Origin of the sequence: Sulfolobus sp. B1 (assembly GCF_007050195.1) — an archaeon.
Taxonomy (GTDB): domain Archaea; phylum Thermoproteota; class Thermoprotei_A; order Sulfolobales; family Sulfolobaceae; genus Saccharolobus.
The window spans coordinates 1-6,718 of the sequence record NZ_QIMI01000094.1; the positions used below are offsets into that span (position 1 = coordinate 1).

Consider the following 6,718-nt stretch of genomic DNA (forward strand, 5'->3'; position numbering starts at 1 on the left):
CCTTAGATAGGTATATTGGGTAAGGGTCAAAATACCTATAATTACTAGAAACTCCCAAAGGTAAATGAGTTGACGCCTCGTTGAAAATATGCTTTGACTTTTTAGTTTTACTTTCATACATATTGATGGGATCGTATCTCAATTCGACCACCTAAGTATAAGATATCATTGATTTTTATATTAAAATTTTGCTAACGATAAGTATGTTTATTATCTAACAATTAATTAGAAAATAAATTAACCAATTACAAATTGATGAACCTTTATCTTGTTATCTTCTAGGACTATATAGGATGCGTGAAGAATTCCCAAATTGTATTCACTACCCGGGTTTAGTACTGTAGTTTTGCCAATCTTATCAAAGCCTCTAGATTCATGGATATGCCCATGTAGACCCAAAATGGGTTGTATTTCTTCCTCAATTTTTCTTACAGCCTTTGATCCAACATTTGTCATTACTATTTCCCCTCCTCTTACCACTGGCTTAAGATTACTATCTAATAATGGCGCGTTATCTAAGTTAGTTCCATACGGCGGTGCATGCAGATTAAATATTGCCTTCTCCGGTCTTTGTAATTTACTTACCTCATTTTTTAAGTATGAATATATTTCCTCTTCACTCATTTCTCTAGGCGTATTCCAAGGAGTGGGATTGACGTATCCAAACGTTATCATTTCGTAACCGTTAATATCTATAACCTCTCCTTCACACTTCACTAATCTTTCGCTCTGTTTGATTGCGTCAAACATGTATAAAGGATCATCATTTCCTAGATTGGTATATATCACTAGATTTGTTCCTTTTAACTTCTCTTCTGCTATTCTGCTCCATTCGTTTAACCTTTCCAATATTACCTTCTTAAATTCTTCCTCTAACTTATTTTTATCTTCTTCTAACTCATGGTATTCTTTCTCGTCAACTATTGTATAATAAGTTCCAATTGACTTATAATGTTTTATTATATCTTCTAAGCCTTCTCTCCCTACAACCTTATCCAAAACCTTGAATTTGCCTTCACTTAGGGCTAATATTGGCACTAAAGATTTTCCAGCTAAATCACCCCCAATTATCAAGACATCAGCCTTTGTCATCAATGCCGTGTTAAGAAATTTTCTAAATGCGGTCTCTGATCCGTGTAAATCTGTGGTAAATAGTATTTTAAGATTTCCTAGCCTATTCGTCTCAGGTTTATTTTTCTTGAAGAGCCCCATTATGATAATTAGTTTTATACCATTAGTTAAAAACTTTTCTAAAGATAAGAGTAATTACGTTGAAAGTAACTTTATGTACATATCAGTAACGTATCTCTCATACATTGATGAGTTTTTAAACTATTTAATAAAAGGGATTATATGATCAAATGAATTACATAAAGATTGGTGTCTTAAATAACTTTTTAAAAATTTTCGAATAAAACGATTTCGGCTAGCAATATTGTTTTAAACACTTTACTAAGCTTTGTCTATTTAAGTTTTTAAACCATTCAATAGTTATTAAAAAATGAAATGTCAAAAAGCAGTTCTGATAAAAATCAATCATTGTTTATTAGGCAATCCTCCGGGTTAATAAGAGAAGTAAGTCCTTGGTCATCATTTTTTGCAGTATTTGGGTTAGTAACGGGAGGTATACCTATTCTTATATTGACTTGGCTTTATTTGTCCCCAGGTGCAAATTGGACTTTATCGTACTTGATAACACTAATTCCTACATTAGGCATGGCATTTTTGTTCTATATTGCCGCAGTCTCAACTCCTAGAGCGGGTGGAGATTACGTTTTTAATACCAGGTCTTCACATCCTATTGTAGGTTTTGTAAACTATTGGGGATTATGGATAGCCTTCGCATTATCTTTAGGATTGTACAGTTATCTAGGGGCACAATGGTTTGCTTATCTCTTTACCGGGATTGGATTGTACTACGATAATGCTTCCTTAGTTAATATAGGTACGTTTTTTACGTCAACTTTGGGTAGTGTGATTGTAGGGATAGTAATTTTAGGCGTCAGTTCAATTGTATCCTCTACTGGAAAGTATGGTTGGAGGTTCATATTATTAGCGGGGTTAATCTCAATTATAGCTACTTTAATAACATTTGTTGAACTAGGTTTAATCAATCCCGTGAAGTTTTATTCATCTTTGTCATCTTTTACCGGAGTTTCTGACGCTTACAAAGATGTTGTAAGCTCAGCTACTTCTAACGGTCTTTCATTCGTATCTCCATTACAAGGGGCGCTACTCGCAATTCCAGTAGTATGGTATTATTACGTGTGGTATAACTTGCCAGCCTCTTGGAGTGGTGAAATGAGAAAGGTGAAAGTTAATGCTTTATTATCAATAATTCTAGGGATACTTTTTGTAGGAATATATTATATATTGTATACTTTTCTTAATTTTCATGCCTTTGGCGAGAATTTCTTAACCTCATGGTCTTATATTCTAGCAAATAATGTAAATAGTTCAGTAGTCTATGATAAGTTAGGGTCAATAGGCGTATTCTCACCTTTCTTTGCTCTATTAGTTAATCACAATATAGTTATCTACATTCTAATGTGGATTGCATTATGGCTACCCAACTTCTATAGTCTGTCACCATTAACGATAGCGTTAACTAGATATCTTTTCGCTTGGTCTTTTGATAGGATATTACCAGAGAGCTTAGCAGACGTGAATGAAAGGTTCCACATTCCATTAAAGGCTACGATAATTTCTATAGGAGTCGGTATATTAGGTCTATTACTTTACGCTTTCGTCCCTGCTATTTCTATCGTAGATGTTACAGTAGTCTTTGAAATTAGTTATGCTATTTTTGCTTTTACCTCAGCCTTAATGCCATTTATAAAGAAAGATCTATTTAATCGTATCGTCCCCGTTAAGATGAGAATTGGAAGAATCCCAATAGTATCGCTCATAGGTTTTCCAGTGTTTGGGTTCCTGCTATATGCATTGACTATGACATGGGGAAACCCCGTTTTGTTACCTATAAATGTGCCAACACTAGTTTCATTAGGGGTGATTTATGTAAGTGGAATAATAATTTTCCTTACATCTTACTTCATTAATTCGAGGCGAGGAATACAAATGAAATTATTATTTAGTGAAATACCACCAGAGTGATATTGAATTTTATCATGATAACTTCCGTTTTTATACCTTCCTCAGTTAATTTCAAATATTTAGATAACAGAAGAATCAATCATGAGGCAGATAGATGCTTTAAAATCCCCTCGGTTTACTCAAATCTCCACTTTTGCAAGATTACCAATATGTAAAGAAGATGAGGAAATTAAAGCTGGATTTATAGGTATTCCATTTGATGATGCTACAACTTATAGACCCGGAGCCAGATTTGGTCCAATGGGTATTAGACAAGGTTCGAGACTACTAAGACCATATAATCAGTTTCTAGACACATATCCTTTTGATAACTTAAATGCTTGTGACATGGGCGATATAAATATAATTCCAGGCTATATTGAGGATACTATGAGAATAATAGAGAATAGTATATATGATATGTTGAATAAAAGAAATTTCGTGCCATTCATAGCTGGTGGTGATCACTCAATAACTTTACCAATTTTGAGAGCATTATACAAAAAATATGGTAGCCTTAACGTAATTCATTTCGATTCTCATTATGATTTCTGGGACTCTTACTGGGGTAAGAAGTATACTCATGGCACATGGCTTAGAAGATCATTAGAAGAGGGTCTAATTAATAAAGCGATACAAGCAGGCATAAGAGCTTCAACCTTTTCTAAAGAAGATTTGGATGATAAGAGAAAGCTAGGAATAAGGAGTTATACTATAAGGGACTTAAAATATAATACAAGAGCTGTTATTGACGAAATAAACTCACTAGAAGGTCCTACATACTTTTCGATAGATATAGACGTTGTTGATCCTGCCTTTGCACCAGGTACTGGTACTCCAGAAGTTGGTGGATTGAGTAGTTTCGAGATAATCGAGATCATTAGACAGTTAAGGTTTAATAAGCTAGTTGGATTTGATGTTGTTGAGGTTTCCCCACCCTATGATCTAAGTGAATTAACTACTATGTTGGCTGCAAACATTATATATGAAGGAATGAGCATCCTTTCCTTAACTCTTTAACCTTGGTAGATACCTTTATTTACAATTTTATATTTGACCGAAAAACTCTCCACATTTTTTCTAATCGTTATTACCGCATATTTAAGTATATTCTCGAAATAGAGACTACCAGGATTTATTAGTACTGTTCCGTTTATACTATCAATACCTGAAGATTCATGAATATGTCCATGTAACCCTAATAAAGGATTATATCTCTCTATTAGTTCCCTTAATGAGGTAGACCCCACATGAACCCATCTCCCATTAATATAAGCGTTATCTAGTTTAGTATTATAAGGAGGGACATGAAAGTTCAAAATAATATTTTTTGTGTTAATAATTACCTTGTTGAGTAATTCAATTCCTTTATTATATATTGTATACTCTGGCACCACCCTAAATGACTTGTAAGGAGTTTGATTAGTAAAGCCATAACTTATTACCATAAGGGGAGATGAGGAACTGTCAATTTCAGTTAATCCTTCAAATTCTATTTTATAAGACTTAAATACATCATCTATTATGAAAGGATCATCATTCCCTACGCTCCATATAACCTTTGTATCCTTGAGTTTTTCATTAACCAAGGATATCCAACGTTCCAACTGGCTTTTTGCTAGATCATAAAAAAGCCTCATTATCTTCTCATTGCTCGATTCAATATCATTAACCTCTTCTTTAGATTCTGAAATGTAAATGTAATAACCATTCTTCTGATAACTTTCTATATCCTCTTTGGTTACAGATTCATTACCAATGTAATACTCCTCTCCTCTCTTTAAAATTATTATCACTCCCTTTCCAGCAAAGTCTCCTCCTAATATAAGGTAATCTGCCTTAATAGCCTTAGTTACATTTAAAGCTTTCCTAAATACGATCTCATTACCGTGAAAATCAGAAGAAAAAACAATTCTTATATCTCTTGCCATTTTTCTTCCTACTCCGGTGGTATTTCTTTAAATATTAAATCGAAATCTATTCCTTGTCTAGCCCTAACAAGCTTAGCGACGTAAAAAATGGCAAATAGTACTATTATTGATCCAGCCAATATTGCATATCTTACTAGGGTGTCTGCACCTATAGCTGGAACTGTTAAGTATTGATAAAATGTGTAGATTAGGTACACTATAGCTAGGCTAGCTATTATTCTCATGACCTTATTTCCTTTTTCCGTCTTTAATACTGCTATAGATACTACAGTCATAGGGAAAATTATCAGTATAGCTACTGCTACGCTTGAAAGTAAGAACGCTCCAGCTGAAGTAACCGGTAAGCTAAATACTATTAGACCAATTAGTCCAGCTATCATCGAAAGAATGATTGCCTTAATTGGAACATGTCTCTTCTCACTGACCTCTCCGACAAAGTCTGGCATTATTCTGTCCATCGCATAAGATAATAGCAACCTGCTTCCTACGAATGAAGCTGCAGCTAGATACATTAGGAGTTGCACAATACTCGCTAACGCGAATAATACTCCCAAAACTACATTACCGCTTGAAATTCCCTCAATCAAATCTAAATAAGGAGTAGGTATTGGAAGACTTGACTGAACTATACTTAAATACATCATCTTTGTTGTAAATCCGTATCCTAACTGGTAATACTCCAAGGCTAGGGCAGCTGTAAAGATGAACCCGGTTATTAATAACGTGCTTAAAATACTGAATGGCATGCTTCTTTTTGGATTTCTAACTTCTCCTGCAATATAAACCGTGTTTATTATATAAGAAAATCCCACTACGTAAACTGGGTTTAATGACAAGATGTTGTTTAAGCTATAATAAGCTGGTACCGCAACGCTAGACGATGTAACATTATTATATAGGTTAGAAACATTAGCATAGACTAATGCGAAGTTATTTAACCTGGATATAGCCAATGTATGAGGTATAACTGCTTCAACTATTATCATACCGATAGCAGCTATAAGAGCTAAAGGTATGGCAACCCACTGTAATGCTCTATAAACCTTATTTCCAAAAATCGAAATTAGTGACATTACTATTATTTCAACAGCTCCTATAGCCATTATTAAGTAAGTGTTGGAATCAATAGCAGAACCCAAGGAGATTAATGCGTAGTTGTGAGTATAGTAGCCTAAAATAGTTAATAAAGGAATTAAGCCAAAGGTTTGGAGTGTTATTCCGGTTATTCCCATAAACAATGGTACTGTAGCCAAGAAATATCCAGCATTACCGACAAAGCCTAAGGCAGGATGTAAGTTTCTGCTAACGTAAACGTAATCTGCAGCTACCCTTGGTATTTTAGATCCTATGTAGGAGAACGTTAAACCTACGAACAAAAACCCTATAAGAGGTAATATCAAACCTAATAGTGGACTTCCTCCTACTAGTGGTCCAGTAGACGCTACATAGTATGTAGAGAACAGTAGTCCTAACAGTGCTATATTAAACCAGAGTGCATCTATCAAACCGAATTCTCTGACTAACCCAGAAGATTCTCTTAGGAACGCACCTCTTTTAGTTTCCGGCATGTGTCTATCTGGATTAAATGGGTATATAAATTTTAAAGCTAAGAAGTTAAAAACTTTACAAAAATCTTTATAAATCATTTAAGGTTTCTTGTAAAATTTTCAACGATTCATCAAGTAAACTCTCAG

General features: G+C 34.2%; 6 protein-coding genes. 3 read left to right on the forward strand and 3 right to left on the reverse strand.

The window, feature by feature from the left end; all coding sequences use genetic code 11:
• Window positions 1–237: 237 nt before the first annotated feature.
• Window positions 238–1,212: a metallophosphoesterase gene (locus DMP16_RS06960; RefSeq protein ID WP_069283476.1), complete on the reverse strand. Its 975-nt coding sequence runs from the start codon at window positions 1,210–1,212 to the stop codon at window positions 238–240.
• 1 nt (window position 1,213) lies between these two features.
• Here DMP16_RS06960 and DMP16_RS11005 point away from each other — a divergent pair, with 1 nt between their 5' ends.
• The 3 genes from DMP16_RS11005 (at window position 1,214) to speB (ending at window position 4,113) form a co-directional block, all read left to right on the forward strand.
• On the forward strand, window positions 1,214–1,357 hold the full coding sequence (locus tag DMP16_RS11005) for a hypothetical protein (protein WP_156770069.1): 144 nt from the start codon (window positions 1,214–1,216) through the stop codon (window positions 1,355–1,357).
• A 149-nt stretch (window positions 1,358–1,506) separates the two neighbouring features.
• Entirely contained in the window at window positions 1,507–3,114 is a 1,608-nt protein-coding gene (locus tag DMP16_RS06965; RefSeq protein WP_069283474.1) for an APC family permease, read from the forward strand.
• An 81-nt stretch (window positions 3,115–3,195) separates the two neighbouring features.
• Complete coding sequence (gene speB, locus DMP16_RS06970; protein ID WP_069283472.1) at window positions 3,196–4,113, forward strand: agmatinase; 918 nt, start codon at window positions 3,196–3,198, stop codon at window positions 4,111–4,113.
• On the opposite strand, the gene DMP16_RS06975 is transcribed toward speB, so the two are convergent.
• Together DMP16_RS06975 and DMP16_RS06980 are read right to left on the reverse strand one after the other, a co-directional pair.
• Entirely contained in the window at window positions 4,110–5,024 is a 915-nt protein-coding gene (locus DMP16_RS06975) for a metallophosphoesterase (protein ID WP_069283470.1), read from the reverse strand. The two genes, speB and DMP16_RS06975, sit on opposite strands and share 4 nt — an antisense overlap.
• An 8-nt stretch (window positions 5,025–5,032) precedes the next feature.
• The gene (locus DMP16_RS06980; protein WP_143577019.1) at window positions 5,033–6,592 is read right to left on the reverse strand and encodes an amino acid permease; all 1,560 of its coding nucleotides are present in this window, start codon (window positions 6,590–6,592) and stop codon (window positions 5,033–5,035) included.
• Window positions 6,593–6,718: the final 126 nt, after the last annotated feature.

Coding starts and splice junctions, on each gene's coding strand:
- DMP16_RS06960 (WP_069283476.1), bottom strand. CDS start 1,212: ATGGGGCTCTTCAAGAAAAATAAACCTGAGACGAATAGGCTAGGAAAT.
- DMP16_RS11005 (WP_156770069.1), top strand. CDS start 1,214: ATGATAATTAGTTTTATACCATTAGTTAAAAACTTTTCTAAAGATAAG.
- DMP16_RS06965 (WP_069283474.1), top strand. CDS start 1,507: ATGTCAAAAAGCAGTTCTGATAAAAATCAATCATTGTTTATTAGGCAA.
- speB (WP_069283472.1), top strand. CDS start 3,196: ATGAGGCAGATAGATGCTTTAAAATCCCCTCGGTTTACTCAAATCTCC.
- DMP16_RS06975 (WP_069283470.1), bottom strand. CDS start 5,024: ATGGCAAGAGATATAAGAATTGTTTTTTCTTCTGATTTTCACGGTAAT.
- DMP16_RS06980 (WP_143577019.1), bottom strand. CDS start 6,592: ATGCCGGAAACTAAAAGAGGTGCGTTCCTAAGAGAATCTTCTGGGTTA.